Origin of the sequence: Noviherbaspirillum album, from assembly GCF_035916955.1 — a bacterium.
In the GTDB taxonomy this organism is placed as follows: Bacteria; Pseudomonadota; Gammaproteobacteria; order Burkholderiales; family Burkholderiaceae_D; genus Noviherbaspirillum; species Noviherbaspirillum album.
In genome coordinates this window covers 136,823-162,196 of sequence record NZ_JAWIIV010000005.1, presented here as the reverse complement: position 1 = coordinate 162,196, position 25,374 = coordinate 136,823, and the positions used below count along the sequence as shown (strand labels likewise).

The window sequence follows — 25,374 nt, the reverse complement described above, 5'->3', positions numbered from 1 at the left end:
TCAGTGGGTTCCCTGTCCTTGATCCATTTGATTGACGAGGTGCTGGACCACGCGCTCCATCTTCATGAAACGCGAGCCCTTCACCAGCGCCGTCCTGCCTGAGGAAACCAATGCTTCGGCCGCCTGGTTGATCGATCCGATATCGTCGAAATGCCGCGCATCCGCGCCGAACGCGGCGCTCGCATGCCTGGCCAGTTCGCCCAGCGTCAGCAGATGCTCGATCCCCTGCTCGCGCGCGTAGTTGCCGATCTCGACATGGAACTGCGGGCCTTCGTCGCCCACTTCACCCATGTCGCCCAGCACCAGCACGCGGGGTCCGTTCGTACGCGACAGCACATCGATGGCCGCGCGCACCGAATCCGGATTGGCGTTGTACGTATCGTCGATCACCAGGGCTCCACTCTTCGCCGTCTTGCGCTGCAGCCGTCCGCTAACCGGGGCGAATGCTTCGAGGCCGCGCTTGATCGCTTCCTCGGGCACGCCGATGGCAAGCGCGCAAGCTGTTGCAGCAAGTGCATTGCGGACGTTGTGCATGCCCGCCGCGGAAAGTGTCACCTGGAACTGTTTCCCACAGGCAGTAATGGACAGGTCACTGCCGAAATCGTTCACCTGAAATGTGCAGCTCACATCGGCTTCTTGCCCTTGCTGTGCCTGTTCGGCAAGACCGAATGTCATTGTTTTGCGTTGCCCCGCGTAGCCGCGCCAGAGCGTGGTGTAAGTATCATCGGCCGGGAACACCGCGACGCCGTCATCCGGCAGGCCGAGGATGACGCCGCCGTTTTCCTTCGCGACCGCCTCGACGCTCTCCATGAATTCCTGGTGCTCGCGCTGTGCGTTGTTCACCAGCCCTACCGTGGGCTTAGCGATGCCGGTGATGGCCGCGATCTCGCCCGGGTGGTTCATGCCCAGCTCCACCACCGCCGCCTGGTACGAGGCATTGAGACGGAACACGGTGAGCGGCACGCCGATGTCGTTGTTGAGGTTGCCGCGGGTAGCGAGAATATTGTCGGCGCCGTAGGCGGCCGACAATATCGAAGCGATCATTTCCTTGACGGTGGTCTTGCCATTGCTGCCAGTGACGCCGATGACCGGCAGCGTGAACTGGCGGCGCCAGAACGCGGCGATCTCGCCGAGCGCGATCCGCGTATCCGGGACCACCAGCGCCGGCACGGTCAGGCCGTCCGGCACGCGTTCCACCACGACGGCCGCGACGCCCCTGGCCGCGACGTCGTTCAGGAAATCGTGCGCGTCGAAACGCTCGCCGCGCAATGCGACGAACAGATTGCCGGCGCCGGCCTGGCGGCTATCGGTCAGCACGCCGTCGAATGCGGCGTCCGCCCCGGTGCCGTTGACCACCGACGCACCAGAAATCCATGGCTGCAATGCAGCCAATGACGATTTCATTACATCATCCCCTTCATTGTTGCCCTTGCAGCCAGTGCCAGCGCGGCATGGTCTGCATCCAAAAACGGCAATTTCTTGCCTTTGATTTCCTGGTAAGACTCGTGGCCCTTCCCTGCCAGCAGTACCACGTCATTTTTCGCCGCATGCCTGCCTGCCCACAGAATGGCGGCGGCGCGGTCTTCGATGACATGCAATGCATCCTTGTTCAGCTTCGACCGGTCGATCCCCGCCACGATCTGCGCGAGGATGGCCGAAGGATCCTCGCTGCGCGGATTGTCGCTGGTGACGATGACATGGTCGGCCGCCTGGGCCACTGCGCCCATCTCCGGACGCTTGCCCGGATCACGGTCGCCGCCGCAGCCGAACACGCACCACAGCTGGCCGCCGCGCTGCTGCGCGACCTGGCGCAGGCTGGCGAGCGTCTTTTCCAGCGCATCCGGCGTGTGCGCATAATCGATCACCATCAGCGGCGCATCCTGACCGCCCAGCTGCTCCATGCGGCCCGGCACGGGAGTCAGCCCTTCGACCGCATCAACCGATGCCTTGAAGGCGATGCCCTTGGCGCGCAGCACGCTGAAAATGCCGAGCACGTTGCTGACATTGAACTGGCCGACCAGCTGCGTCCTGACCTGCGCGCTGCCGGCTTCGCTGTCCAGCCTGAACGTGGTGCCGCAGTGCTGCATGCGGATGTCGCCAGCTGACACGACGGCAACTCCCGGCAGGCCGCGCCCGTCCACCGTGTAACCGGTGATGGCAACGCCCGGCCGGCTGGACTGCAGGTGCTGCACCAGCCGGCGTCCCATATCGTCGTCGAGGTTGATCACCGCATGGCGCAGGCCGGGCCAGTCGAACAATGCGCGCTTGGCGGCTTCATAGGCCGCCATGTCGCCGTGGTAATCGAGATGGTCGCGCGTGAAGTTGGTGAACAGCGCGACATCGACATGCATGCCGTTCAGCCGGCCCTGGTCGATGCCGATCGACGATGCCTCGATGGCCAGCGCACGCGCGCCGCGATCGCGCAGCTGCGCCAGCGCGCGCTGCAGGATCACCGCATCCGGCGTGGTGTAGCCGGTGGCATTGAAGCCGGCATGGTTGCCGCGCTGGTACATCCCGACGCCTAGCGTGCCGATCACCGCGGTCGGCTGCCCCAGGCGCGACAGCGCCTTGCCCAGCCATTGGGTGCAGGAGGTCTTGCCGTTGGTGCCCGTGACCGCGACGGTAAACAGGCCGGCATCCGGCTGCTCGTAATAGGCGTTGGCGATCGGCCCGGCGGTTTGTTTCAGCTGCGGCACGGCCAGATGCGCGACGCTCCAGGCGGCATTCCAATCGAAGCCTTCCGCCTCGTAGATGACGGCGCGGGCGCCATTGGCGATCGCCTGTTCGATGTAACGGCGGCCGTCCGACGCGTCGCCCGGATAGGCGAAGAAAACATCCCCGGTCCGTACCGTGCGCGAGTCGGACGACAGCTGGGCCGCTGGCGCCTCGGCATGCAGCCAGGCCAGGGTGGCATCGATGCTCGAACCGGCCGGGCCGTTCAGCGGAGCGGCGACGTTCATCACAGGCTCTCCTTCACGCTATCCGCCGGAATGATGATGTCGGTCACCGAGGAATCCGGTGCGATGTTCAATGCCCGCAGCGCATTGGCGGTGACCGCGGCAAACACCGGAGCCGCAACCTGGCCGCCGTAATGCATGCCGTTGGACGGCTCGTCGACCATGACGGCAACGATGATGCGCGGATTGGAAATCGGAGCGAAACCGACGAACGATGCCACGTACTTGTTGCCGTACTGGCGTCCGATCAGCTTGTGCGCGGTGCCGGTCTTGCCTCCCACGCGGTAGCCGGGGACCTGGGCCTGCGGCGCGGTGCCGGTGGGGCCGGCGGCCAGTTCCAGCATGGCGCGCACGTCGCGCGCCGTCTTTTCGGAAATCACTCGCTGTCCGATCGGATGGTCACTGCTCTTCTGGAAGGTGAGCGGGATCATTTCACCGTCGCGCGCAAAGATCATGTACGAGTGGGCAACCTGGATCAGCGAGGTCGAAATGCCATGACCATAGCTCATGGTGACCTGCTCGATCGGCTTCCACGACTTGTACGGACGAACGCGGCCGGCAACGGCGCCGGGGAATCCGAGCTTGGGCTGCTGGCCGAAGCCGACCGCGGTGAACATTTCCCACATGGTCTGCGGCTGCATCTGCAGCGCGATTTTCGCGGTGCCGACGTTCGACGATTTTTCCAGCACCTGGGAGACGGTCAGCATGCCGTGCGGATGCGCATCGCCGATGGTGGCCCTGCCGATGGTGAGGCGTCCCGGCGCGGTCTGGATGTTGGTGGCGGGCGTGACCAGCTTGTTTTCCAGTCCGAGCGCGATGGTGAAGGGCTTCAGAGTCGACCCCGGCTCGAAAGTATCAGTCAGCACCCGGTTGCGCAGCTGCGCGCCGGTCAGGCCGGAACGGTCGTTCGGGTTGTAGGTCGGCAGGTTGGCCAGCGCCAGCACTTCGCCGGTCTTCACGTCGAGCACGACGATGCCGGCGGCCTTGGCCTTGTGCTTCTCAACCGCTTCCTTCAGATGGGTGAAGGCGATGTGCTGGATCTTGCGGTCGACCGACAGCGGCAGGTCCTTGCCGTCATGCGGCGGCCGCGTAGACTGCAAGTCTTCGACCACGCGGCCGAGACGGTCCTTGATGACCTTGCGGCTGCCCGTCATGCCCGCCAGGTTTTTCTGGTAGGCCAGCTCCATGCCTTCCTGGCCGACGTCCTCGACGTTGGTGAAGCCGACGATATGCGCCATCACTTCGCCGTCGGGATAGTAGCGCTTGTATTCCTTGCGGGTTTCGATGCCGGCAATGCCGAGCTTCAGGATCTTGTCGACGGTTTCCTGCTCGACCTGGCGCTTCAGGTAGACGAAGGTGCGGTCGGAGTTGAGCTTCTTGCGCAGGTCGGCTTCGCTCATGTCGAGCAGCTTGGCCAGCGCGCGCAGCTTCTCGGGCGGCGCTTCGGACACGTCTTCCGGGATTGCCCAGACAGCCCTCACCGGCAGCGAGGACGCGAGCACCTGGCCGTTGCGGTCAATGATCTTGCCGCGCGTGGCGGGAAGTTCGAGCGTGCGCGCATAGCGGACGGCGCCTTGCTTCTGCAGGAATTCGGTCGACAAGCCCTGCAGCCAGAGCGCGCGGCCGGCCAGCGAGGCGAACGCGGCGAACAGCACGAACAGGACCACGCGCGAACGCCAGACGGGAAGCTTGACGGCCAGCACCGGGCTTGCACTGAATTGCACGCCTTTTCCGGCGGCGGTACGGGACGCGGTGCGCATTACTTCGCTCCCGGAATGAGGTATTGAGTGCGGTTCGGCGTCACCGGCACCATGGCCAGGTTGCGGCGCGCGTTTTCTTCGATGCGCGCATGCTTGCCGAGCGTGGACTGGTCGAGCTGCAGCTGCGACCATTCGATCTCAAGCTGGCGTGCGGACGCTTGCGCCCGCTCCAACTCGATGAAGAGGCTGCGATACGTGTACTGTGCGTTGACGACGGACAGGGCGCAGGCGACCAGGGCAATGGTCAAAACGGTATTGATGCGGCCGCTCACGGAGCGCTCCCGGATAGTGCAATCGGCACCGATGTGCGCTCGGCAACCCGCATGATCGCCGATCTGGCGCGCGGGTTGCCGGCGACTTCGGCGTCCGAGGGTTTCATCTTTGCCAGCAGCTTCAGCTGCGGCTGCGGCAAGTCAACCGCACGGATGGGCAGGCGACGGTCGGGCTGGGGCGCGTTGGCTTTGGAAGCCATGAAGCGCTTGACGATGCGATCTTCCAGCGAATGAAAGCTGATCACAGCCAATCTCCCGTCCGAAGCCAGTTTTTCCAGTGCGGCGTCGAGTCCTACTTCGAGTTCTTCAAGCTCTTGATTGATGTAAATCCGGATAGCCTGAAATGTGCGAGTGGCCGGGTCCTTGCCCTTCTCGCGGGTTTTGACGGCGTGTGCCACGATCTCGGCAAGCTGTCGTGTGGTTGAAATTGGGCCGACTGTCCTGCGAGCAGCAATCGCCTTTGCAATCTGAAAAGCAAACCGTTCTTCCCCATAATCTCGTATCACCTTTCCTATCGTCTGTTCAGACTCGGTCGCGAGCCATTCCGCCGCCGACATGCCGCGCGTGGTGTCCATGCGCATGTCGAGCGGGCCATCCAGCCGAAAACTGAATCCCCGCGCCGCTTCGTCCACCTGCGGCGAAGAGATTCCCAGGTCCATCAAAATGCCGTTCACCTGCCCGATGCCGCGCTCGGCAAGCGCCTCGCGCATCGTGGCGAAACTGTCGTGCACGATCTGAAACCGTGCGTCGGCAATCGCCTCCGCGGTCGCAATCGCCTGCGGATCCTTGTCGAAAGCGATCAATCGGCCTTGCGGGCCGAGACGCTCGAGGATCCGGCGGCTGTGACCGCCGCGGCCGAAGGTGCCATCGACATACACGCCATTGACGCGTTCTCCGTCGATGTGCAGCGCATCCACCGCTTCTTCCAGCAGCACCGTACGGTGCTGCAATTCGGGCACCGGATTTTCAGTCATACGGCCCGTCAGAAGGAAAAGTTACTCAATGCGTCCGGCATGCCGCCCGAGACGGCTTCGGCCTCGTTCTCGGCAAGCTTTTCCGCATCCCAGATCTCGAAATGGCTGCCCATGCCCAGCAGCATGACGTCTCGCGTCAGGCCCACGGCACTTCGCAGTTCCGGCGCAATCAGAATGCGGCCGGCGGAATCCATTTCGACATCGGAGGCATTGCCCAGGAAAATACGCTGCCATGCGCGGGCGGACATCGGCCAGGCGGCGATCTGTTCGCGATGGGATTCCCAGACGGGGCGGGGAAAAAAGAGCAGACAGCCGTGAGGATGCTTGGTCAGCGTGACGCGGCCTTCGCACTGAAGCGACAAGGCGTCGCGATGCTTGGCGGGGATGGTCATCCGCCCTTTTGCATCGAGACTCAGTGCTGACGCGCCCTGAAACACCCTGATTCACCCTTGTGGTTGTCGTTTTTTGTCATGTCTGTGAAACAAGTTTTAGGGGCTTTCAAACCACTTTTCACCCACAAAAATACACTATTTCACACTGCCGCCCACTTTAAAGGGAGCCCAATTTGCGGTCAAGTAATATCAGGAAACAAAAATGTGAATTTTTCTAATGAAGTCAATGACTTAGCGCGTTTCATTCAAGAAACGTCTCGATTGAATCTTGAGGAAAATTAAGCACTTACGTCACACTGTGAAGGTGTTGCCTGAGGAACTTACATGTGTTTTGATTCTCGGAAGAAACACAATTGACGCGTTAAGTCCTTGCTGTTCCTCATTTTGAATTTCCACATGGAAAAGGGCTGCGGGCACAAACGCAACGGAAGATGGCAAGGAAAAGTCTTCAGCATTACCGCACGTTAGAGTGGATTGCGGGTAAGTGCAGGGAAGCATGGGTCTGCGTTGGAGTACAGGGCAAGGACGGTGTGATACCCATCCCAAGTTATGGCATGACAGTTGAGATCGATGGATTTTTTCGTCTGGCAAGGCGCGGGAGGAATCCATAGCGGGGCTATGGATGACGAGCGCAACGCCGCCTGGCGGGAAAAGCGCTATCTCATGCCATGGAATGGCATGGCCTGGGATTGGTACAAAGGGGCGAGCGCCTATGCGGAGGCGAAGAACACTGCTTGAGCCGATGGTGCAACGCCACCAGCACGGGCCTTGGCGCCTGCTATGCACAATTGGCCTGCTGAACTTGAGCAGTTTCGTGCGCATGGTCGCCGTGCAGGCACGTTCGAGTTGGATACCATGCAGGGCCAATCGGCTTTTGTTACGGTATTTCTTTTATTTCCAATCGCCCTAATACCGTTTGAAAGAACGTTTCAGAGATACTCCCGGATAGTTGATATAGCTCATCTTGACCATCAATTGCAAAATAGACGTGTTGCGTCTCGCCAGCCGGGGATTGAATCCAATACACATGCAATGAGCCTTTTGATGCGCCCAAATATTTAACCGCTTTCCCCAATCCCTCGACCTTGCGCATAAGCGCGAGCGCACTGTCATTTGTATCAGGCACACGGCCTATCGCTTCAAAAAAATCGCGATTGCTTTTGATCCCATATTGAGAAAAGAAACCCCGCTGGACATATGAAGCAAATCGCTCCTGCCGCTGACTCAGAAAAGTCGCGCTAACAGTAGTCTTGTCAGGCGACAGGTAAAAGACGTGCAGAGGAGACGCCTCGCTATTGACAACCAAAAGATTTTCTATTTCATGAGGAGAAAAATGAAGCTGTAATTTGCCGAACTGAACGTTCACGCACGGCGCGCATTGTGCGACTTCGGGCCAAGGCACTTCCTCCAAGCTAACACCTTCAGCAGTTGCGCCATGTGCAAAGGACATGACAACACAACCCACCGCACTGTAGGTACCCCTCCGCATTCTGGTCATACCCATTTCGTCGTCGAACCTTGATAAGCCAAGCCCATTGACGCCATATCGAGCTCATGCTTCCATTTGTAAATGACACCCTTTGCACACGTAATAGAGACCTTACTCTGAAAGTGTTTGAATAACGCTTTGCCGAAATTCATAGCAAGCCAAAGAATAGAGGCAGGCCCCCCGGGAGGGGCGGGAAGCCACTTAATCGCATTCGAGCATCTAGCAGTCTCGTGGATCATGATTCCGAAAACTTCGGCAACCTTCTCATTCACTTCCCCGTCCCAAGAAGGTGCCACACCAGCGAATTTATATAAAGAATCAATCATCGCCTTAACTTCTTCTTCATGCTGTTTGGATGCCACGGCCATCCCTAATAGTTAACAAAAATGCACGTCATTATAGTGAAGATGTTGTAACAAATGAAATTCTCGTGGCTGAGTTAAACGTCGAGAAAGTCTTATACCAATCCCGAGTCATGACATGACAAATGAAATTGATGGATTTTTTCGGCTGGCGAGGCGCAGCAGGAATCCATAGCGGGGCTATGGATGACGAGTGCAACGCGGCCAGACGGAAAAAGACGCAATTTCACGGCATGTCATGTCATGGCTTGGGGTTGGTATTACGTTGGCTAACTAGTCCAGCGCAGCCCGGGGATTGTAGAAGGCTTCACTGTAGTCAGGAGAACGATGCCGCATTGAGCAGGCTCAAGTTGCATTCGATGACCGACGAAAACACAAATGTCCGGCGACGACCGGAAAAGGAAGATTGAAGCAAGCCGATAGGCCGGATTCTGTTACGGCGCGCAGGTTTGATCCCTTGCGCTATGACAGCCATTCCTCTAGGCCGTGAATTGCTCCACGGCTCAAGCTTTCTACCCGCACGCTCCGCGAGCAGCATCAATGCGTGCCTATTTGAAATTGCTCCAGGTGGAGGTTACCGCGTTTCACCGTAACTTAATACGCTCGTCTCTGTGGCCCTATTCCGCGCCTCGCGGCGGACGGCCGTTAGCCGTCACCCTGCTCTATGGAGTCCGGACCTTCCTCCCGCCATCTTGCGATGACCAGCGGCTGTCTGGCTTGCTTCAGGCGGCATTGTAACGCAGCCGGCGCTGCAGCAGCGGGCGCGAAGCGGTGTTCGAGAATCTTTTCCGAAAAAGCTTGTCCACCCTACCAAGTCAGGCGCAGGCCCGGCATGCGTTCGTCCCTACTCTACCCGGCCATGACGGCCGCTTACAGGCATATGGCACTCGTTTCGATTTCAGAGGCTGCAAAACTTGTTCGAAGGAACCGATCAACGATTTACCGCGATATCGAGCGCGGCAGGCTGAGCAAGACCGTCTCCCAGGACGGGGAAGCCCAGATCGACACTTCGGAGCTGCTGCGCACCTACGGCCGCCTGCATCTCCCGGATGACGATTTCGATGATGCGCAGTCGCGCGAGCAGCTGCGCATCGCCTTGCTGGAGGAGCGCAACCGTTCGCTGGAGCGGGCATTGGCTCTGGAAGCGGAACTGCGCAAGGTGAAGGATCAGGTCACCAATGAATTGCGGGCGCGGATCGCCGACAAGGAAAGCGTCATCAAGGTGCTGGAAAGCAAGGTGCTTTTTCTCGAGTATGACCGGCAGGTCGAATCGCTGAAGCAAAAGGAGGAACAGGAAGCGGCGCCGCAGACCAAGGCAGCGGAGCCGATGCCGGAAAGCGCGCATGCCCGGCCGCTGCAATCCTCCCCGGCACCTGCCGCCACAGCTGCCCCTGCTGCTACAGCTTCCCCTGCTGCTACAGCTTCCCCTGCTGCCACGGCCCCCGACGCATCACACGACGACCGGCCGCAAGCACCGCCCGAGGAGGCAAGGCCGCCCATCGCCACGCCCGCTCCCCGGCACGCCGTTTCTTCTCCGTCATCGATGGAAGACCGGCTCGAGCCCGACCGCTCCCGCATCAAGGTGTTCCACACCGAGATGCCGCGCGAAATGACGCCGCCCCATGTGCCGAAGATGGAAACCATGCCCCCGGCCGAGCCTGCGCCCGCTGCGCCGGCGAAGCAGCGCTGGTGGAAGATGCTGATCGAGAAGAAGAAAAAGCCGCCGCTGCACAAATAGGCGGCAGAACCTGGGATTGGTATTAGCTGCGGTCCAGTCCCAGCAGCTGCACCAGCCGCTTCTTCACCACCGCATAGCATTCGCACGAAGCATCCTCCAGCCCCTTCCTGTTCAGGATGGTCAGGTTGCCGCGCGTGTACTTGATCAGGCCGGCCTGCTGGAAGGCGCCAGCCACCAAGCTGACGCTGGGACGATGAACGCCGAGCATGTCGGCCAGGAATTCCTGGGTGAGATGGAAGTGCTCGCCCTTGACCCGGTCATGCGTCAGCAGCACCCAGCGGGAAAAACGCTCTTCGATGGTGTGCAGGCGGTTGCAGGCAACCGATTGCGATACCTGGCTCAGGAAGGCCTGGAGAAAGCGCTCCGCCAGGCGCCGCATGACGGTGTCGCCGTGGATGGCCTCCTTGAAATCGGCGGCCCGCATGCGCAAGCTGTTCCCGGCCACCTGGCAGATCGTCGTATCGATCGCGGTGTCGGCGCCAATCAGCAGTTCGATGCCGGAAAAACCCTCGTTGCCGACCGTTCCCACCTCTACCGCCGTACCGTTTTGCATGAAAGTCAGGACGGAGAAGACGCTGTCGCAGGGAAAGTATATGTACTCGATAGGATTATCCCGCTTGAACAATACTTCCTTGAAGTCCGTGCGTACCAGCTGCAACAAGGGCGAAATACGCTGGAATTCGTCTTCGGGAAGCAGGGATAGCAAGTGGTTACTGCAAGTACGGACGGGCGTAGGCAAAGCGGGCATTGGCAATAATCACGATGAGGGCGAAAAATGACGCATCAAAAGCTGCTGGCCGGATCAACAAAACAACAAAAGAACAAAAGGCCGGATCCGCTTTTGCATGGTGAAGGTTTGCCATGAACTGGAGGAAGACCGCTTTCGGTCGGCGAAGACATGATTGGCCAGTTGGCTGCAACTCTTTATGTGTGCCCGTTGTTTTAATGCGGCGGATTGTGACAGCTAGGCATGCTCGCAGTCTGTTTGCTCGCTGACATATCTGGCGAATTCGGAACAAGAAGCTGGCCGGTAAGTATCGATGCCTACATATGCATGTTCCGGCTTGCATGGTTTGATGGCGGTTTACTTGCCGCCATATATCAAAGCATCAACTTTTTACGCGTATGTCATTGATCGGACTGAAGCCGCATGCATGAGGGCGCATGATTGTTCGCCATATCATGCCCTTTCACTGACTCCATCATGAAATCGTTCAAAGCAAGCATGCGGCCATGGATGTCCGAGGATCTCGAACCCTTCGGGACTATCACCCTTGATTCCGGGGAAACGGTGGACCGGGTTTATCTCGCCGCCAGGCTCGATCGCTTTCCTTCGCAGCACGGAATGATGAAACATTGATTTCCAGACCGGTCGCGCGGCATCCGGCAAGTGCCGTGCAGCCGCGACCGGTCATGAGAGGATGGTCGCGCCGTTCTCTGCTGCGCGGGCATTCAGGCTCGCCAGGATGGCGCGCGCTATTTTGGCGGCACCGGCACTCGATGGCTCGATCGGATTGGCATAGTCTTCCGGCAGCGTGCATACCAGGCGCAATTCGATCACCTTGAGCTTGTGCTCGACTGCGGATCGCAGGATGGCATCGTTGAAGAGGGCAATGGCGCTCGAAGTGACGATGCGATAGCCGGGGTCCGGAAAATTGCCGTTGTACACGGTGCAGACGGTGAACGGCAGCTTGCGCGCCAGGCAGGCGGCGATCACCTTTCGGTAAGCGGCTTCGAATCGGTGAACGGCATCCGCGAGCACTGTCAACCCTTCAGAGACGGTCGCCGTCCTTGCCTGCAGCAGGTGCTGCTGCATCAATGCGTTGTTGCCACCGACGCTGAGCACCAGATGCGTGGCGTCCGGCGGCAGCCTGTCGATCTGGTCCGGAATGCCTTCGGTCGTGGCGCCGTCCCGCGCCAGCAGCGTGGCCTTCCATTCGGCGGGGAGTATCTTGCGCAACTGGGCAATGACATCCGGCTTGCCTCCGGTGTAGGAGGCATTGTCGAAAATCGAGTCGCCAAGCAGGACGATGTGCGGCGCGGCCCTGCCTGCGGTGCCTGCATCATTCGCGCCGGTGCGGGAGGCGGCGCTCACCAGCCCGGGAGCGGCGAGCGCCGCGAGGGAATATTGAAGAAAGCGCCTGCGGTCTTTTTCATCATTCACGCGATTCCTTTCATGACTTGAACCGGATCGGACCCGATGGGAAAGGATGCAGGCGCGCGCTGCATCGACAAGCTCAGCTCAATGGGCGTGTTCCATCACGCTGGGACGGTAGACGCTCGGTTCGGCCGCCAGCGGAAAAGGCAAGTGCTCGAAAGCCGCTTCCAGTATCTGCAGCATGATTTCCACATTGGTTTCTATGTCTTCGGGACAGCTTCGGCGGGGAAGAATTCCTGCCTCGATCGCCTTCTTGACTGCCGCATCCACCATTTCCTGGGTAATTTCCATGATGACCTTTCTGGATTGAGCATCGATGGCCGTCGCGTCCGGCGGATGGAACTGCCGGTAATGGGCGTACGGGCTTCGACATGAGTTCTATGAAGCGAATGCGGACACGGGCGAATGCTGCGCCGTAACGCATTCAGCGAAAGAAGGACTAACTTATCATTCCGTTATGTCGAGGTCTGTCATGCCTCAAACATAAGGTGGTGATTTGCGCGCATCGGGCATAGCCGGGGGGAAAGACAAGGCTTGATCGAAGGGGAATTGAAGGGGAACTGAGGGGAAATCCGGAACAGGGATGCGCCCGCCCCGCGAGAGAAGGCAGGCGCATCAAACCATCACGATCAGGAAAACTTCGTGAAATCGGGACGACGCTTTTCAAAGAAAGCGGTGAATGCTTCCTTGGCTTCGCCGGCGCCGAGCATCTCGCCGAAATGCTTGTTCTCCTCGAGCATGCGTTGCTGCACGGCTTCCACCTGGGCGCTCTTCATCAGGCGCTTGGTGGTACGCAGCGAGGACGCCGGCAACGCGACCAGCTTCGCGGCCTGCCCCTGTGCGAACGGCAGCAGGTCGGCCAGCGGCAGCACGCGGCTGATCAGGCCGATCTCCAGCGCTTCCTGCGCGGTGAAGGCTTCGCCGAGCAGCAGCTTTTCGGCCGCGCGCTGATAACCGACCAACTGCGGGAACAGCATGCTGGACGCGAATTCCGGGCACAGTCCAAGCTGGGTGAAGGGCATGGAAAACTTGGCGGTCTCGGAAGCATAGACCATGTCGCAATGCATGAGCATGGTGGTGCCGATGCCGATCGCGGAGCCGGACACGGCTGCGATCACCGGCTTGGTCGCGGTGCTGAGATGACGCATGAACTGCGCCACCGGGCGGTCGCCGGTCATCGCCGACGAGTGCTTCATGAAGTCTTCGAGATCATTGCCCGCAGTGAAGATTTCGGGCTTGCCGACGATCAGGATGGCGCGAACCGCCATATCATCCTCGGCATCCTTGAGCGCATCGGCCATGCTCTGGTACATCGCCGATGTGATCGCATTTTTCTTGTCAGGCCGGTTGAATTCGATGGTGAGGATGCCGTTTTCCTTGCTGGTCTGGATGTCCATGTCTTCTCCTGTTAAGTCCGTTGAATCGGTTGTCATGCGGTGCTCATGGCTAAAGATTGCCGAAGATTACCGATGACTGCGGTTAAATCGGTGCGAGCGCTTCAAAGCAAAAAACGCCGCCCGGCTTCCTGGCCAGGCGGCGCCGTGCAGGCATTCAGGCATTGGATGCCCGCCGGCGCAACCACGATTGCCGCCGGCGCCATGCACATCAAACCCGTTCGAAGATGCCGGCCGCGCCCATGCCCGCGCCGACGCACATGGTCACCATGCCGTATTTCAGGTTCTTGTTGCGCATCGCATGGATCGCGGTCGCGGCGCGGATCGCGCCGGTCGCACCCAGCGGATGGCCGAGGGCGATGGCGCCGCCATACGGGTTGACCTTGGCCGGATCAAGGCCGAGATCCTGGATCACGGCCAGCGCCTGCGCGGCGAAGGCTTCGTTCAGTTCGATCCAGTCGAGCTGGTCCTGGGTGATGCCGGCGGCGCGGCAGGCGGCGGGAATCGCTTCCTTCGGACCGATGCCCATGATCTCCGGCGGCACGCCGCGCACCGCGAACGACGAGAACTTGGCCAGCGGTGTCAGGTTGAACTGCTTGAGGATCTTTTCAGAGACCAGGATCAGCGCGCCCGCGCCATCCGAAGTCTGCGAGCTGTTGCCGGCGGTGACCGAACCCTTGGCGGCAAATACCGGTTTCAGCCGGGCCAGCGCCTCGATGCTGGAATCGGCGCGCGCGCCTTCATCCTGGCTGACGGTGCGGGTCTTGATGTCGATCTGGCCGGTTTCCAGGTTGGGGAAGCGCTCGACGATTTCCACCGGCGCGATTTCATTGGTGCGCTCGCCCGGCTGCTGCGCGGCGATGGCGCGGCGGTGCGATTCCAGTGCGAACTGGTCCTGGGCCTCGCGGGTGATCTTCCACTGCTGCGCCACCTTTTCCGCGGTCAGGCCCATGCCGTAGGCGAGGCCGATGTTCTCGTCCTTGAACACGTTCATGTTGATCGCTGGGTGGTGGCCCATCATCGGCACCATCGACATCGACTCGGCGCCGGCCGCGATCATCACATCGGCTTCGCCGACGCGGATGCGGTCGGCCGCCATGGCTACGGCGGTAATGCCGGACGCGCAGTAACGGTTGATGGTGACGCCGCCGACGGTGTTCGGCAGGCCGGCGAGAATCACCGCATTGCGCGCCATGTTCATGCCCTGCTCCGCTTCCGGGAACGAGCAGCCGACGATCGCGTCTTCGATGGTCTTGGGATCGAGTCCGGGCGCCTGCGCCAGCGCCGCCTGGATCGCGCGCACCAGCAAATCGTCCGGACGGACATTCTTGAACATGCCGCGCGGCGCCTTGCCGATCGGGGTGCGGGCGGCGGCGACTACATAGGCTTCTTGCAATTGTTTGGTCATTTGAATTTCTCCTGGTTCATTCAGCCGTCGACGCGGCGGCGAGCCGTGCGATCGTGCCTTGCGCTATCGCGCACAACAGTTCTTTGCCTTCATTGACGACATAAATATCGCAGCGGCAGGCCGCCTGCGACTTGCCCGCATGCACGGCGGCGGCGCGGGCGACGAGTTCCTGTCCGATGGCCGGACGCACGTAATTGATCTTGTACTCGGAAGTGACGACACCAGTGCCGAGCGCTGCCCCGCCGGCGAACGTGAGGGCGTTGTCGGCGAGGTAGCTGACCACGCCGCCATGCACGAAGCCGTGCTGCTGCTTCAGCGACTCCTGGATAGGCACGCGCAGTTCGGTGCCTTCGGCGTCGAAGCGGGTGAGCGCCGTACCGACCAGGCGGCTGAAGGGTTGCGAAGCCAGCGCCTGTTGTCCGAGCTGCAGCATGTCCATGATGTCGTTTCCGTTCTCGGATCGATTAGTTGCGTACCGGTTTGCCGGTCTGCATCATTCCCATGATGCGTTCCTGGGTCTTCGGATTGTTGAGCAGTTCCATGAAGGCCTTGCGCTCCAGATCCAGCAGCCACTGCTCGCTGACCAGGCTGCCCTGCTCGACCTCGCCGCCACAGACAATCTCGGCGATCATCGCGCCCAGCTTGTAGTCATGGGCGGAGATGAAGCCGCCGTCGCGCATGTTGACCAGTTGCGCCATGATGGTGGCCATGCCGGTGCGGCCAACGACCGGGACCAGCTTCTGCAGCTGCGGACGATAGCCGGCGTCGAACATCGCGCGGGCTTCCACCTTGGCCACGTGCAGCAGCTCGTAGGGGTTGAACACGATCACGTCGTTCTGCGACAGGTAGCCCATCTTCTGCGCTTCCAGGGCCGACTTCGACACATTGGCGGTGGCTGCGTTGGTGAAGTAGTTCTTCAGGAACTGCAGGATGTCGGTGCCCTTGGCATCGGCCGCCGCGCGCACCGCAGCCTCCTTCAGGCCGCCGCCCGCCGGCACCAGGCCGACGCCGACTTCGACCAGGCCGATGTAGGACTCGATCGAGGCCACGCGCTTGGCCGCATGCATCATCAATTCGCAGCCGCCGCCCAGCGCAAGGCCGGCGACCGCGGCAACAACCGGCACGTTCGCATACTTGAGCGCCTGGTGCGCCTGCTGCAGCTTGGCAACTTCCGGTTCGATGGCCTTGACGCCGCCCGACATGAAGACCGGCAGCATCGACTGCAGGTCGGCGCCAGCGGAGAAGGCGCCGCCGTCGGCCGCATCCGCGCTCCAGATCACCAGGCCCTTGTAGTTCTGCTCGGCTTCGGCGATGGCCTTGGCAAGGCCGTTGATCACGCCCTGGCCGATCACGTGCATCTTGGTCTTGAGCGACAGGATCAGTACGTCGTCGTTCTGGTGCCAGATGCGCACCGATTCATCCTCGAACACAGTAGTGCCGGCCTTGCCGCCGTCGGGCGCGCTCTCGCCCAGCACCGTGGCGCGGAAGACCTGGCGCTGGTAGACCGGCAGGTCGGAACGCGGCACGTAGGCGCTCTTCGCCGGCGACCAGGAACCTTCCGGCTTGTGCACGCCGTCGCGGCCGTCGAACACCCACTGCGGCAGCGGCGCATTGCACAGCGCCTTGCCGGCGTCGATGTCTTCCTTGATCCAGGTGGCGACCTGCTGCCAGCCGGCGGCCTGCCAGCCTTCGAACGGGCCGTTTTTCTGGCCGAAGCCCCAGCGCATCGCGAAGTCGACGTCGCGCGCATTGTCGGCGATCGATTCCAGGTGCACGGCGATGTAATGGAAGGTGTCGCGGAAGATGGACCACAGGAACTGCGCCTGCGGATTGCCCGACTCGCGCAGCGTCTTCATCTTCTTGGCCGGATCCTTTTCCTTCAGGATGCGCACCACGATGTCGTCGGCCTTGCCGGTGGACGGCACATAGTCGCCCTTCTCGCCGTCGAAGCGCAGGATGTCCTTGCCGACCTTCTTGAAGAAGCCGGCACCGGTCTTCTGGCCGAGCGCGCCGGCGGCGATCAGCTTGGCCAGCAGTTCCGGCGTCTGGTAGACCGGGTAGAAGGGATCGTCCTTCAGGTTGTCCTGCATGGTCTTCATCACGTGGCCCATGGTGTCGAGGCCGACCACGTCCGCGGTGCGGAAGGTGGCCGACTTGGCGCGGCCGAGCTTGGTGCCGGTGAGGTCGTCGACCACGTCGACCGGCAGGCCGAACTTCTGCGCTTCAAACATCGTGGCCATCATGCTGAAGATGCCGACGCGGTTGGCGATGAAGTTGGGCGTGTCCTTGGCGCGCACCACGCCCTTGCCGAGCGCGGTGGTCAGGAAGCCTTCGAGCTGGTCGAGGATTTCCGGGCGGGTGGACACGGTCGGGATCAGTTCGACCAGGTGCATGTAGCGCGGCGGGTTGAAGAAGTGTACGCCGCAGAAGCGCGATTTCAGGTCGGCGTCGAAGCCTTCGGACAGCGCGGTGATCGACAGGCCGGAAGTGTTGGAAGCGAAGATGGTGTTGGCGCCGATGAAGGGAGCGACCTTCTTGTACAGGTCATGCTTCCAGTCCATGCGCTCGGCGATGGCTTCGATGATCAGGTCGCAGCCCTTGAGCACTTCGAGGTTGTCTTCGTAGTTGGCGACCTGGATCAGCGATGCATCATCCTTGTTGCCGAGCGGCGCTGGGCTGAGCTTCTTCAGGTTTTCGATGGCGCGCAGCACGATGCCGTTCTTCGGGCCTTCCTTGGCTGGCAGGTCGAACAGCACGACGGGCACGTTGGCGTTCACGCAGTGGGCCGCGATCTGCGCGCCCATCACGCCGGCGCCGAGGACGGCGACTTTCTTGACGATGAAGTTGGTCATGGGAGGATTCCTTTGAATCTTTGAATTCGTAGCGGAAGTTCCCTCCCCTTCAAGGGGAGGGTTAGGGTGGGGATGGGTTGAATAATGCACTGACTGCCGTCGCAACCCATCCCCCACCAAACCTCCACCTCGCGGCTTGCAAGCCGCTCGGACTTCGCAGGCGCAACGCATGCGTTGCGAAACCCCTGCTACGCCCCCTTGAGGTGGAGGAGTGAAACGATGACGATTTTTGCCTTGCTGCGTTTAATTCTGAAGGTGCGGCTTAGAACAAATCCTCGTCCATCGCCATCAGATTCGCCGCGCCCGAGCGCGCCTGGCGGATCAGCATTGCGGTTTCCGGCTGCAGGCGGCCGAAGTAGAAGCGCGCCGTTGCCAGCTTGGCCTTGTAGAAGCTGTCGCCGGAGTCCTGCTTTTCCAGCGCGATCTTCGCCATCTGCGCGAAGAAGTAGGAGAACACCAGGTGGCCGGCCACGCGCAGGTAAGGCACGGCGGCGGCGCCGACCTCGTCCTGGTTCTGGAAGGCCTTCATGCCGATTTCCATGGTCAGCTTGGTGACCTTCTCGCCCAGATCCGCCAGCGGCGTGATGAATTCCGACATCGCTTCATCGGTGCCGTTCTCTTCGACGAAGGCTTGCACCTTGGCGCCGAACTTGCGCAGCTTGGCGCCGTTGTCCATCAGGATCTTGCGGCCCAGCAGATCGAGCGACTGGATGGTGTTGGTGCCTTCGTAGATCATGTTGATGCGAGCGTCGCGCACATATTGCTCCATGCCCCATTCGGAGATGAAACCGTGGCCGCCGTAGACCTGCATCGCCTCGGAGGTGGCAATCCAGCCGTTGTCGGTGAGGAAGGCCTTGATGATAGGTGTCAGCAGCGCGACTTCATCGGCGGCTTCCTTGCGCACTTCCTCGTCGGGATGGTTCAGTTCGCGGTCGATCTGCAGCGCGACATACGAGCAGAAAGCGCGGCCTCCTTCGGCATAGGCGCGCGCGGTCAGCAGCATGCGGCGCACGTCGGGATGCACGATGATCGGGTCGGCCGGCCTGTCGGGTGCCTTGACGCCGGACAGGCTGCGCATCTGCAGCCTGTCCTTCGCATAGGTGACCGCGTTCTGGTAGGCGACTTCGGTCAGGCCCAGCGACTGCATGCCGACGCCGAGACGGGCTGCATTCATCATCACGAACATCGCGTTCAGGCCCTTGTTCGGCTCGCCGATCAGCCAGCCGCGGGCGCCGTCCAGGTTCATCTGGCAGGTCGAGTTGCCATGGATGCCCATCTTCTCTTCGATCGCGCCGCAGAAGATCGGATTGCGCTCGCCCGGATTGCCGTTCGCATCGGGAATGTACTTCGGCACCAGGAACAGCGAGATGCCCTTGGTGCCCGACGGCGCATCGGGCAGGCGGGCCAGCACCAGGTGAAGGATGTTGGCCGACATTTCATGTTCGCCGGCGGAGATGAAGATCTTGCCGCCGGTGAGCTTGTAGGAGCCGTCGGCCTGCGGATCGGCCTTGGTGCGCAGCAGGCCGAGGTCGGTGCCGCAATGCGGTTCGGTCAGGCACATGGTGCCGGTCCATTCGCCGGACACCAGCTTGGGCAGGTACAGCGCCTTCAGTTCCGGCGTGCCGTGCTCATGCAGTGCCTCGTAGGCGCCGTGCGACAGGCCGGGATACATGGTCCAGGCCTGGTTGGCCGAGTTCAGCATCTCGTAGAAGGAATTGTTGATCACGATCGGCAGGCCCTGGCCGCCGAACTCCGGATCGCAGGACAGTGCCGGCCAGCCGGCTTCCACATACTGCTGATAGGCTTCCTTGAAACCCGTCGGCGTCTGCACCACATGCGTTTCCTTGTCGAGGCGGCAGCCTTCGCGGTCGCCGGAATGATTCAGCGGGAAAATCACCTGGGAGCTGAACTTGCCGCCCTCTTCCAGTACTTGGTTGATGATGTCCCTGTCGATTTCCGCATGCTTCGGCAGTTGCTTGAACTCATCTTCCACTTTCAGCAGCTCATGCAGCACGAACTGCATGTCGCGCAAGGGAGCGACGTATTGACCCATGGTGTTTTCTCCTGAAGTCTGACTAAGCTGTCTACTTGACAGCGGATTTGGGATTCGGTTTTGCAGGCGCGTCCTGTTCGGACGCGGACTGCCGATTTTCATAACTCTTGATCAGTCGTTCGAACCCGACCTCGGCGCGGTTGACGCTGCCGGGCAACTTCAGGAAACGCGCATCGTGATGCAGGGCGAGGATCAGGCCGTACGTCTCGAAGACCAATTGGTCAGGATCGGTATCGGCCGACAGATGCCCCATCTCGATGGTTTGCACGACGCAGCGGCGCAAGGCGTTTTTCCATGCGCGCACCATGCCGGCCAACTCTTCGCGGATCGCACCCGGGCGGTCGTCGTACTCGACGGCGCCGCTGATATAGATGCAGCCGGATGCGATCTCCACCGACACGCGCTTGACCCAGCGGGCGAACATGGCCTGCAGGCGGGGCAAGCCGCGCGGTTCTTTCATGCTGGGATAGAACACTTCCTGTTCGAAGTGGTGGTGATACAGCTTCACGACTTCGATCTGCAGATCCTCACGCGACCCGAAATGCGCGAACACGCCCGACTTGCTCATGTTCATCTTGTCCGCAAGCAAACCGATGGTCAGCCCTTCCAGCCCGTCACGGCTGGCGAGGTCGAGTGCGACGTCGAGAATCGCGGCACGGGTAAGCTCGCCCTTGCGCATCAGTTTGGTTGTCGAGTCAGTCATGTTGGTTGCCACAGTGGTGCCCTATCTAAATAAAAAATCAAAATTCAGCACGGCGCATAACCTGAAGCGAACGCTCGTACTATTATCTACCGTAGTATAAATGTCAAACAGGAACTTAGAGGGAGAATTCTAGTCGTGCGGTGCAGCATGAAACGCCGCGCAGCCCTTGCGCGGCCGGCCCGCTTTCCTCGGAAAAACGTTTCAGAACTTGTCAATCAGGCGCCTGTCGCGCTTGGTCGGACGCCCCTTGATCGACTCTCCCGGCTCCCGGAAAAAGCGCCGCTGTTCCGCCTTTTTCTCGCGTTCTGCAATGCTGCGCGCCGTTTCTTCGTAAAGGGTCTGGGCGATGGCGGCCGAGCCCCGCTTATCCGCGAGATCCCTGACCACGACCTCCCATTCGGTCGAGCCATTGTCGATTTCCAGGGTATCGCCGGGCTTGACGCTGCGCGCCGGCTTGACGCGGTCGCCGTTCAGACGGACCTTGCCGCTGTCGACGGCGTCGGTCGCCAGCGAGCGGGTCTTGAAAAAGCGGGCGGCCCACAGCCACTTATCGATGCGGACGGATTCTGACGTCATGTGTATGTATATGCAGGTAACAAGCCTGCATTCTATAGCGTGGCCGGACTTTTTCCACTTGCGGTGCAATATGAGGCGGACTAGTGTTGCTGGATTCCCATGCCGGCCCGGAACGCGCCTTCCGTTCCCGGGCTGCGCGATACAGCTGTTGCCGCTCATACTATAATCCCAGCTTATTGCCGAAAGGCTTCACTTTTCCCTCGAACCGGACAGACTTTGTCAAACGACGACCTCAATACGCAGCTCAGAAGCCTTCTCGCCGCGGTGGCCCGTCGCGATGCCATTGCCTTCCGTTCACTGTACGACGCTACTTCGGCGAAACTGTTTGGCTTTGCCTTGCGTATATTGATGAAGAGGGAACTAGCCGAAGAAGTCTTGCAGGAAAGTTTCGTCAATATCTGGAACAACGCCGGCAGCTATAACCAAAGCCTGGCTGCGCCGATGACATGGATGACCACGATCGTGCGCAACAAGGCATTCGACATGCTGCGCCGCGTCGACGACACCGTTGAAATCGACGCCGACACCTTCGACAAGGATGTAATGGAAGCACTGGAAAGCACCGCGCCGACGCCGATCGATGCACTGCAGATGAGCGGTGATGCCAAGGCATTGGCGCATTGCCTGTCGCGCCTCGAAGGATTGCACAGGCAGGCCATCGCGCTGGCTTTCTACCATGACCTGTCGCACAGCGAGGTCGCCGAGCAGTTGAAGCTGCCGATCGGCACCGTCAAGACCTGGATCCGCCGCGGCCTTGAACGGCTGCGCACCTGCCTGTCCAGGCTGGAGGGCGCATGAATCTCCGGCACCTTCAAAACAATGAGCCATTGCGCGACATGCTGGCCGCGCAATACGTTCTCGGCACCCTGCGCGGCGGCGCCCGGCGGCGCTTCGAGCGCTGGCTGGAAGACGATGCGACGCTGCGGCAGGCCGTTGCGCAGTGGCAGGGCCGGCTGCATCCGATGGCTGAATTCGCCCCGGCCGCCCAGCCTTCGCCCGCTGTCTGGACAGCGATAGAAAAGCAGCTCGACCTGCGCAGCGCGCCCATCAACCAGTCGCGCAAATCCTTCTGGCTCGGCCTGCGCGAAGATCTCGGCTTCTGGCGCGGTCTCGGCATGGCATCGACGGCGCTGGCCACCATCCTCGCCACCGTCCTGCTGATCCGGGCGCCGGAACTGGCCGCGCCGGCGGCCAACTATGTCGCCACGCTGGCGGATGAAAAGGCGCAAACCGTCATGGTGATCACTGGCGACGCACGCCGCCGCCAGCTGACGGTGAAGGTCGTGACACAGCAGCAGGTAGCTGCCGACAGGAGCCTGGAATTGTGGGCGCTGCCAAAGGAAGGCGCGCCTCGCTCGCTTGGCCTGGTCGCGGCGAACGGCACGGTGACCCTGCCGCTGCCGGAAAACGCGACGCCGGAATCGACGCCGGTGCTGGCCATCAGCCTGGAACCCAAGGGCGGTTCGCCCAACCCGAACGCGCCGAGCGGACCGGTCATCTACAAGGGCACCTGGGTGCGCATCTGAGAATGCGGCCCGGCGTTGCGGCTGGCCGCGGCGGGGCGTTCCTGGCCGCGCTCAGCGCAGCGCCAGGTGCGCGCCCAGCAGCAGCAGTCCGATAAAGAACAGCAGCCGGAAAGTTTCAGCACGTATGCGGCCGCGTACCCACTGGCCGAGGAACATACCGCCCAGCGCGGGGATCAGGGAAGCCAGCGACGCGCCGGCCAGCGACGGCTGGAAATTCCCCTGCGCCATCAATACCGCGGCCAGTCCTATCGTCGATACCGTAAACGACAGGCCGAGCGCCTGCACCAGTTCTTCCTTCTCCAGGTTCAGGGCCTGCAGGTAAGGCACCGCCGGCACCACGAACACGCCGGTCGCCGTGGCGATCAGGCCGGTGACCGCACCGACCAGCGGCGACATCCAGCGCTCCCGGGCGGGAGATACCGAAAAGCGCTTCCTGCTCAGGCCGACCAGCGCATAGGCCACCAGCGCGATGCCCAGCAGTCTTCCCGCCTGCGCGCCGGCATCCGCGCCCAGCGCAAGCGCCGCCGCCCAGGTCCCGATGCCGAATCCCAGCAGCATGGGCCACAGCCGCCGTATCAACGGCAGGAATGTTGGGCCAGCCAGCAATTGCCAGACGTTGGTTACCAGCGAAGGCACCACCAGCAAGGCAACCGCCTGCACCGGCGTCATGAACAGTCCCAGCAATCCGACCGCCACCGTCGGCAGCCCCAGCCCGATCACGCCCTTGACGAATCCGGCGAGCAGGAACACCAGGGCAACGGCCAGGCCCGTCATGGAAATCTCCGCCATCATGATGAGCGTGCCGGCAGGCTAGCGGGCAGCACCGGTTTGGCTGGCGCCGCAGGTTTCAGGCGCGTAACCCCTAGCATTACCAGCGCAAGCCCGGCAAGCTGCAGCAGGGACAGCGATTCAGCCAGCATCGCCCAGGCGGCGAACACGGTCAGCACCGGGCCCAGCGTGCCGACGGCCGCCGCCTGCGCCGCCCCCAGGCGCTGGATGGCGAGCGCCAGCCAGTAGATCGGCAAGGCGGTCGATAGCACGGCCATCAGCGCCGACCAGCCGTAGGCGTCCGCCGGCAGCTGCGCCAGTGCGCGCGGGTGCCCGAACAGCAGGAAGTGGCCGAGCACCAGCACGCAGGAGGCGCTCCCGGCCAGGCCGGCAAGACGCATCGAGCCCATGCGCTTGACCATGTCGCCGGTGCCCAGGTAATACAGCGCATAGGTGACGGCGCTGGCGAACACCCAGGCTGAACCCTTGAGCACGTCGATGCCCTGCCCGGCCTGCCGCAGGTCGTGACTGAAGGCGATGCCCAGCCCGGCATAGCAGACCGCCATCGCCAGCCAGGTGCGCGCAGACGGAGCCTTGCGCGTGCGGCAGGCGTCGAGCAGCAGCACCATGGTCGGATACAGGTACAGGATCAGCCGCTCCAGCCCGGCGCTGATATAGGTGAGGCCGTGGAAATCGAACAGGCTGGACAGGTAATAGCCGAGCAGGGCCAGCATCCAGATCCGTCCGGCATCGCCGCGCGACGGCGGACGGCTGTCCGGTGCACGGCTGTACCAGATCAGCCACAGGAACAGCGGCAGGGCAAAGGCCATGCGCAGCGCGAGCAACGTCAGCGGCTCGACGGGATGCGACTGGTAGGCCAGCTTGACGAAGATGGCCTTCAGCGAAAAGCCGGCGGCGGCAAGAAAGGCATACAGGCGGCCGTCTTGTGTCCAGGCGGGTGCGGCAGATTGCGGGGAATTGACCATCATTGATCCGTTGGTGACTGACAGCCTTATTCTGAAGCGAAGCCAAGCCAGCTAAAATGCGTATTTTCTGTAGCCACCATTCTCGAATGGAGAAGGCATGCATTTCGACCTGACGGATCTGCGCCTGCTGATGGCCATTGCCGACACCGGGAGCCTGAGCCGCGCCGCGGCCGGTTTTCCGATTGCCCTGTCGGCGGCCAGCAACCGGCTGCGGCTGCTGGAGCAGCGCATCGGCCTGCCGCTGTTTCTCCGCCATGCCGACGGCATGACGCCGACTCCGGCCGGCAGGATCGCGCTCGACCATGCGCGCCGCGTCGTGGGCGAATCGCAGCAGCTCGGCGAGGCGCTCAAGGTGCTGGCCGGCCAGCGCCGCATCACGGTACGGGTGGCTGCCAACACGGTGGCCAACAGCACCTTCCTGCCGCCGGCGCTGGGAAGCTTCCTGATCGACTTTCCGGAGGTCGACCTGCAGATCGAGGAAAAGCCGAGTGAACAGGTATTGCAGGCCGTGTTGGCGGACGAAGTCGATCTCGGGGTCTTGGACGGCAATATTTCCCTGGCCGGCATCATGACGCTGCCCTTCCGCCATGACCGGCTGGTGCTGTTCGTGCCGAGCGATCATGCGCTGGCCGGCCAGGGCCATTGCCTGCTGCGCGAGGCGCTAGGCTATCCATTCGTCGGCATGCCGCGCGAGCGTGCGCTGCAGGCTTTCGTGGAAGAAAGGGCCACCCGACTCGGCAGGCCGCTGACCATGCGCGTGCGCATTCCCAGCTTTTCCGCGCTGACGCAACTGGTGGCGCAGGGTGTCGGGCTGGCGGTGCTGCCGGAGGAGGTGGCGCGGCGGCACCAGTCCGGCACCGCCACCGCGATCGTCGCGCTGGACGATCCGTGGGCCACGCGCGAACTCCGACTCGGCGTGCGCGATCTCGACCGGCTGTCGGCGCAGGCGAGGCAGCTGGTCAACTACCTGAGCGAGCCGGTCGGCGCACGGCCGCGATAAATCTCT

General features: G+C 61.7%; 27 protein-coding genes and 1 other RNA gene. 6 read left to right on the top strand and 22 right to left on the bottom strand.

Going from position 1 to position 25,374, the window contains the following annotated elements; all coding sequences use genetic code 11:
- From RY831_RS08470 to mraZ, 6 genes are read right to left on the bottom strand one after another with little or no spacing between them, the layout of a single operon-like run.
- Positions 1–1,404: a UDP-N-acetylmuramoyl-tripeptide--D-alanyl-D-alanine ligase gene (locus RY831_RS08470; protein ID WP_326505890.1), complete on the bottom strand. Its 1,404-nt coding sequence runs from the start codon at positions 1,402–1,404 to the stop codon at positions 1–3.
- Entirely contained in the window at positions 1,404–2,960 is a 1,557-nt protein-coding gene (locus RY831_RS08465) for a UDP-N-acetylmuramoyl-L-alanyl-D-glutamate--2,6-diaminopimelate ligase (RefSeq protein ID WP_326505889.1), read from the bottom strand. The genes RY831_RS08470 and RY831_RS08465 overlap by 1 nt, the downstream gene beginning before the upstream one ends.
- The gene (locus RY831_RS08460) at positions 2,960–4,717 is read right to left on the bottom strand and encodes a peptidoglycan D,D-transpeptidase FtsI family protein (RefSeq protein WP_326505888.1); all 1,758 of its coding nucleotides are present in this window, start codon (positions 4,715–4,717) and stop codon (positions 2,960–2,962) included. Before RY831_RS08460 ends, RY831_RS08465 begins: the two co-directional genes overlap by 1 nt.
- The gene (gene ftsL, locus RY831_RS08455; RefSeq protein ID WP_326505887.1) at positions 4,717–4,989 is read right to left on the bottom strand and encodes a cell division protein FtsL; all 273 of its coding nucleotides are present in this window, start codon (positions 4,987–4,989) and stop codon (positions 4,717–4,719) included. The genes RY831_RS08460 and ftsL overlap by 1 nt, the downstream gene beginning before the upstream one ends.
- Positions 4,986–5,963 (bottom strand): 16S rRNA (cytosine(1402)-N(4))-methyltransferase RsmH, encoded by a 978-nt coding sequence (gene rsmH, locus RY831_RS08450; protein WP_326505886.1) that lies wholly within the window; start codon positions 5,961–5,963, stop codon positions 4,986–4,988. The genes ftsL and rsmH overlap by 4 nt, the downstream gene beginning before the upstream one ends.
- An 8-nt stretch (positions 5,964–5,971) precedes the next feature.
- Positions 5,972–6,400 carry a division/cell wall cluster transcriptional repressor MraZ gene (gene mraZ / locus RY831_RS08445; RefSeq protein WP_326505885.1) on the bottom strand — a complete coding sequence of 143 codons (429 nt, stop codon included), beginning with the start codon at positions 6,398–6,400 and terminating at the stop codon, positions 5,972–5,974.
- Positions 6,401–6,925: 525 nt separating this feature from the next.
- Here mraZ and RY831_RS08440 point away from each other — a divergent pair.
- Positions 6,926–7,093, top strand: a complete 168-nt coding sequence (locus tag RY831_RS08440; RefSeq protein ID WP_326505884.1) for a hypothetical protein — start codon at positions 6,926–6,928, stop codon at positions 7,091–7,093.
- 139 nt (positions 7,094–7,232) lie between these two features.
- On the opposite strand, the gene RY831_RS08435 is transcribed toward RY831_RS08440, so the two are convergent.
- The 3 genes from RY831_RS08435 to rnpB all read right to left on the bottom strand — a co-directional run bounded on the left by RY831_RS08435 (position 7,233) and on the right by rnpB (position 8,930).
- Entirely contained in the window at positions 7,233–7,805 is a 573-nt protein-coding gene (locus tag RY831_RS08435; protein ID WP_326505883.1) for a hypothetical protein, read from the bottom strand.
- A 44-nt stretch (positions 7,806–7,849) separates the two neighbouring features.
- Complete coding sequence (locus RY831_RS08430; RefSeq protein ID WP_326505882.1) at positions 7,850–8,206, bottom strand: hypothetical protein; 357 nt, start codon at positions 8,204–8,206, stop codon at positions 7,850–7,852.
- A gap of 404 nt (positions 8,207–8,610) precedes the next feature.
- An RNA gene (gene rnpB / locus RY831_RS08425) (RNase P RNA component class A) lies at positions 8,611–8,930 on the bottom strand.
- A 108-nt stretch (positions 8,931–9,038) separates the two neighbouring features.
- Between rnpB and RY831_RS08420 the strand changes: the two genes are divergently transcribed.
- Positions 9,039–9,944, top strand: coding sequence for a hypothetical protein (locus tag RY831_RS08420; RefSeq protein ID WP_326505881.1), 906 nt, complete (start codon positions 9,039–9,041; stop codon positions 9,942–9,944).
- A gap of 22 nt (positions 9,945–9,966) precedes the next feature.
- Here RY831_RS08420 and RY831_RS08415 read toward each other — a convergent pair whose 3' ends face one another.
- Positions 9,967–10,650, bottom strand: a complete 684-nt coding sequence (locus RY831_RS08415; protein WP_326505880.1) for a Crp/Fnr family transcriptional regulator — start codon at positions 10,648–10,650, stop codon at positions 9,967–9,969.
- Between the two features lie 4 nt (positions 10,651–10,654).
- The gene (locus RY831_RS08410) at positions 10,655–10,807 is read right to left on the bottom strand and encodes a hypothetical protein (protein ID WP_326505879.1); all 153 of its coding nucleotides are present in this window, start codon (positions 10,805–10,807) and stop codon (positions 10,655–10,657) included.
- Positions 10,808–11,148: 341 nt separating this feature from the next.
- Between RY831_RS08410 and RY831_RS08405 the strand changes: the two genes are divergently transcribed.
- Positions 11,149–11,304: a hypothetical protein gene (locus RY831_RS08405; protein WP_326505878.1), complete on the top strand. Its 156-nt coding sequence runs from the start codon at positions 11,149–11,151 to the stop codon at positions 11,302–11,304.
- Positions 11,305–11,355: 51 nt separating this feature from the next.
- Here RY831_RS08405 and RY831_RS08400 read toward each other — a convergent pair whose 3' ends face one another.
- The 9 genes from RY831_RS08400 to RY831_RS08360 form a co-directional block, all read right to left on the bottom strand.
- Complete coding sequence (locus RY831_RS08400; RefSeq protein WP_326505877.1) at positions 11,356–12,108, bottom strand: SGNH/GDSL hydrolase family protein; 753 nt, start codon at positions 12,106–12,108, stop codon at positions 11,356–11,358.
- A gap of 78 nt (positions 12,109–12,186) precedes the next feature.
- The gene (locus tag RY831_RS08395) at positions 12,187–12,393 is read right to left on the bottom strand and encodes a hypothetical protein (protein WP_326505876.1); all 207 of its coding nucleotides are present in this window, start codon (positions 12,391–12,393) and stop codon (positions 12,187–12,189) included.
- A 338-nt stretch (positions 12,394–12,731) separates the two neighbouring features.
- Positions 12,732–13,499, bottom strand: a complete 768-nt coding sequence (locus RY831_RS08390; RefSeq protein WP_326505875.1) for an enoyl-CoA hydratase — start codon at positions 13,497–13,499, stop codon at positions 12,732–12,734.
- Between the two features lie 208 nt (positions 13,500–13,707).
- A complete protein-coding gene (locus RY831_RS08385) occupies positions 13,708–14,904 on the bottom strand; it encodes an acetyl-CoA C-acyltransferase (protein WP_326505874.1) in 1,197 nt (398 codons plus the stop codon).
- A 16-nt stretch (positions 14,905–14,920) separates the two neighbouring features.
- Positions 14,921–15,337, bottom strand: coding sequence for a PaaI family thioesterase (locus RY831_RS08380; protein ID WP_326505994.1), 417 nt, complete (start codon positions 15,335–15,337; stop codon positions 14,921–14,923).
- Between the two features lie 31 nt (positions 15,338–15,368).
- Entirely contained in the window at positions 15,369–17,756 is a 2,388-nt protein-coding gene (locus RY831_RS08375; protein ID WP_326505873.1) for a 3-hydroxyacyl-CoA dehydrogenase/enoyl-CoA hydratase family protein, read from the bottom strand.
- 262 nt (positions 17,757–18,018) lie between these two features.
- Positions 18,019–19,809: an acyl-CoA dehydrogenase C-terminal domain-containing protein gene (locus tag RY831_RS08370; protein ID WP_326505872.1), complete on the bottom strand. Its 1,791-nt coding sequence runs from the start codon at positions 19,807–19,809 to the stop codon at positions 18,019–18,021.
- 31 nt (positions 19,810–19,840) lie between these two features.
- A complete protein-coding gene (locus RY831_RS08365; RefSeq protein WP_326505993.1) occupies positions 19,841–20,488 on the bottom strand; it encodes a TetR/AcrR family transcriptional regulator in 648 nt (215 codons plus the stop codon).
- Positions 20,489–20,713: 225 nt separating this feature from the next.
- The gene (locus RY831_RS08360; protein WP_326505871.1) at positions 20,714–21,088 is read right to left on the bottom strand and encodes an RNA-binding S4 domain-containing protein; all 375 of its coding nucleotides are present in this window, start codon (positions 21,086–21,088) and stop codon (positions 20,714–20,716) included.
- A gap of 216 nt (positions 21,089–21,304) precedes the next feature.
- On the opposite strand from RY831_RS08360, the gene RY831_RS08355 reads away from it, so the two are divergent.
- On the top strand, positions 21,305–21,886 hold the full coding sequence (locus tag RY831_RS08355) for a sigma-70 family RNA polymerase sigma factor (RefSeq protein ID WP_326505870.1): 582 nt from the start codon (positions 21,305–21,307) through the stop codon (positions 21,884–21,886).
- Entirely contained in the window at positions 21,883–22,614 is a 732-nt protein-coding gene (locus RY831_RS08350) for an anti-sigma factor (RefSeq protein WP_326505869.1), read from the top strand. Before RY831_RS08355 ends, RY831_RS08350 begins: the two co-directional genes overlap by 4 nt.
- A gap of 51 nt (positions 22,615–22,665) precedes the next feature.
- On the opposite strand, the gene RY831_RS08345 is transcribed toward RY831_RS08350, so the two are convergent.
- Both RY831_RS08345 and RY831_RS08340 read right to left on the bottom strand, forming a co-directional pair.
- On the bottom strand, positions 22,666–23,388 hold the full coding sequence (locus RY831_RS08345) for a sulfite exporter TauE/SafE family protein (protein ID WP_326505868.1): 723 nt from the start codon (positions 23,386–23,388) through the stop codon (positions 22,666–22,668).
- Between the two features lie 14 nt (positions 23,389–23,402).
- Positions 23,403–24,371: a DMT family transporter gene (locus tag RY831_RS08340; protein ID WP_326505867.1), complete on the bottom strand. Its 969-nt coding sequence runs from the start codon at positions 24,369–24,371 to the stop codon at positions 23,403–23,405.
- A gap of 94 nt (positions 24,372–24,465) precedes the next feature.
- Here RY831_RS08340 and RY831_RS08335 point away from each other — a divergent pair, with 94 nt between their 5' ends.
- Entirely contained in the window at positions 24,466–25,368 is a 903-nt protein-coding gene (locus tag RY831_RS08335; RefSeq protein WP_326505866.1) for a LysR substrate-binding domain-containing protein, read from the top strand.
- Positions 25,369–25,374: the final 6 nt, after the last annotated feature.

Coding starts and splice junctions, on each gene's coding strand:
- RY831_RS08340 (WP_326505867.1), bottom strand. CDS start 24,371: ATGATGGTCAATTCCCCGCAATCTGCCGCACCCGCCTGGACACAAGAC.
- RY831_RS08395 (WP_326505876.1), bottom strand. CDS start 12,393: ATGGAAATTACCCAGGAAATGGTGGATGCGGCAGTCAAGAAGGCGATC.
- RY831_RS08375 (WP_326505873.1), bottom strand. CDS start 17,756: ATGACCAACTTCATCGTCAAGAAAGTCGCCGTCCTCGGCGCCGGCGTG.
- RY831_RS08460 (WP_326505888.1), bottom strand. CDS start 4,717: ATGCGCACCGCGTCCCGTACCGCCGCCGGAAAAGGCGTGCAATTCAGT.
- RY831_RS08350 (WP_326505869.1), top strand. CDS start 21,883: ATGAATCTCCGGCACCTTCAAAACAATGAGCCATTGCGCGACATGCTG.
- RY831_RS08370 (WP_326505872.1), bottom strand. CDS start 19,809: ATGGGTCAATACGTCGCTCCCTTGCGCGACATGCAGTTCGTGCTGCAT.
- RY831_RS08420 (WP_326505881.1), top strand. CDS start 9,039: ATGCGTTCGTCCCTACTCTACCCGGCCATGACGGCCGCTTACAGGCAT.
- RY831_RS08365 (WP_326505993.1), bottom strand. CDS start 20,488: ATGCGCAAGGGCGAGCTTACCCGTGCCGCGATTCTCGACGTCGCACTC.
- RY831_RS08410 (WP_326505879.1), bottom strand. CDS start 10,807: ATGGCAAACCTTCACCATGCAAAAGCGGATCCGGCCTTTTGTTCTTTT.
- RY831_RS08360 (WP_326505871.1), bottom strand. CDS start 21,088: ATGACGTCAGAATCCGTCCGCATCGATAAGTGGCTGTGGGCCGCCCGC.
- RY831_RS08335 (WP_326505866.1), top strand. CDS start 24,466: ATGCATTTCGACCTGACGGATCTGCGCCTGCTGATGGCCATTGCCGAC.
- RY831_RS08435 (WP_326505883.1), bottom strand. CDS start 7,805: ATGTCCTTTGCACATGGCGCAACTGCTGAAGGTGTTAGCTTGGAGGAA.
- RY831_RS08380 (WP_326505994.1), bottom strand. CDS start 15,337: ATGCTGCAGCTCGGACAACAGGCGCTGGCTTCGCAACCCTTCAGCCGC.
- RY831_RS08405 (WP_326505878.1), top strand. CDS start 11,149: ATGAAATCGTTCAAAGCAAGCATGCGGCCATGGATGTCCGAGGATCTC.
- RY831_RS08465 (WP_326505889.1), bottom strand. CDS start 2,960: ATGAACGTCGCCGCTCCGCTGAACGGCCCGGCCGGTTCGAGCATCGAT.
- RY831_RS08390 (WP_326505875.1), bottom strand. CDS start 13,499: ATGGACATCCAGACCAGCAAGGAAAACGGCATCCTCACCATCGAATTC.
- RY831_RS08440 (WP_326505884.1), top strand. CDS start 6,926: ATGGATTTTTTCGTCTGGCAAGGCGCGGGAGGAATCCATAGCGGGGCT.
- rsmH (WP_326505886.1), bottom strand. CDS start 5,963: ATGACTGAAAATCCGGTGCCCGAATTGCAGCACCGTACGGTGCTGCTG.
- RY831_RS08470 (WP_326505890.1), bottom strand. CDS start 1,404: ATGAAATCGTCATTGGCTGCATTGCAGCCATGGATTTCTGGTGCGTCG.
- RY831_RS08385 (WP_326505874.1), bottom strand. CDS start 14,904: ATGACCAAACAATTGCAAGAAGCCTATGTAGTCGCCGCCGCCCGCACC.
- RY831_RS08345 (WP_326505868.1), bottom strand. CDS start 23,388: ATGACGGGCCTGGCCGTTGCCCTGGTGTTCCTGCTCGCCGGATTCGTC.